This window comes from Ruegeria sp. H6 (genome assembly GCF_056532975.1).
Window position 1 is genome coordinate 1 of sequence record NZ_JBQFOA010000031.1, and the last position, 1,276, is coordinate 1,276.

Consider the following 1,276-nt stretch of genomic DNA (forward strand, 5'->3'; position numbering starts at 1 on the left):
ATGGCAAAGGAAAAGTTTGAGCGTACAAAGCCGCACGTTAACATTGGCACGATTGGCCACGTTGACCACGGGAAGACGACGCTGACGGCAGCGATCACGAAGTATTTTGGTGACTTCCGTGCGTATGACCAGATTGACGGCGCGCCGGAAGAGAAAGCACGCGGCATCACCATCTCGACCGCGCACGTGGAATACGAGACGGATAATCGCCACTATGCGCACGTTGACTGCCCCGGCCACGCCGACTACGTCAAGAACATGATCACCGGTGCTGCCCAGATGGACGGCGCGATCCTGGTTGTGAACGCTGCTGACGGCCCGATGCCGCAGACCCGCGAGCACATCCTGCTGGGCCGCCAGGTTGGCATCCCGAAGATGGTCGTGTTCATGAACAAAGTGGACCAGGTTGACGACGAAGAGCTGCTGGAACTGGTTGAGATGGAAGTGCGCGAGCTGCTGTCCAGCTACGACTACCCCGGCGACGATGTTCCGATCATCGCAGGTTCGGCTCTGGCCGCGATGGAAGGCAACAACCCTGAGATCGGCGAAGAGAAGATCAAGGAACTGATGGCGGCTGTTGATGACTACATCGACACCCCTGAGCGTGAAGTTGACAAGCCGTTCCTGATGCCTGTTGAAGACGTGTTCTCGATCTCGGGTCGTGGTACCGTTGTGACCGGCCGTGTCGAGCGTGGCGTGATCAACGTGGGCGACGAGATCGAAATCGTCGGCATCCGCGACACTCAGAAAACCACCTGTACCGGTGTTGAAATGTTCCGCAAGCTGCTGGATCGCGGTGAAGCGGGCGACAACATCGGCGCCCTGCTGCGCGGTATCGACCGTGACGGCGTTGAGCGTGGCCAGGTTCTGTGTAAGCCGGGTTCGGTGACACCGCACACCAAGTTCGAAGCCGAAGCCTATATCCTGACCAAGGAAGAGGGTGGCCGTCACACGCCGTTCTTCGCGAACTACCGCCCGCAGTTCTACTTCCGTACGACTGACGTGACCGGCACCGTGACCCTGGCGGCTGGCACCGAGATGGTTATGCCCGGCGACAATGTCGGCTTCACCGTCGAGCTGATCGCACCGATCGCGATGGAAGACGGCCTGCGCTTCGCGATCCGCGAAGGCGGCCGCACCGTCGGCGCCGGCGTCGTCTCGAAAATCATCGAGTAAGTCGGCTCTGCCGACTGGTTGCGGCAGTTGCTCTGAAAGAGCAATGAGAGCCCACTCCATCGAACGAAAGAAGGCCGCCCCAACAATGGGGCGGCCTTTT

1 protein-coding gene is annotated in these 1,276 nt (G+C 59.9%); it reads left to right on the forward strand.

The window, feature by feature from the left end; genetic code table 11:
- Positions 1-1,176, forward strand: a 1,176-nt coding sequence (tuf, locus tag ACR0AG_RS22365) for an elongation factor Tu (protein WP_480842879.1), incomplete at its 5' end; no start/stop codon positions are given.
- Between the last annotated feature and the right edge of the window lie 100 nt (positions 1,177-1,276).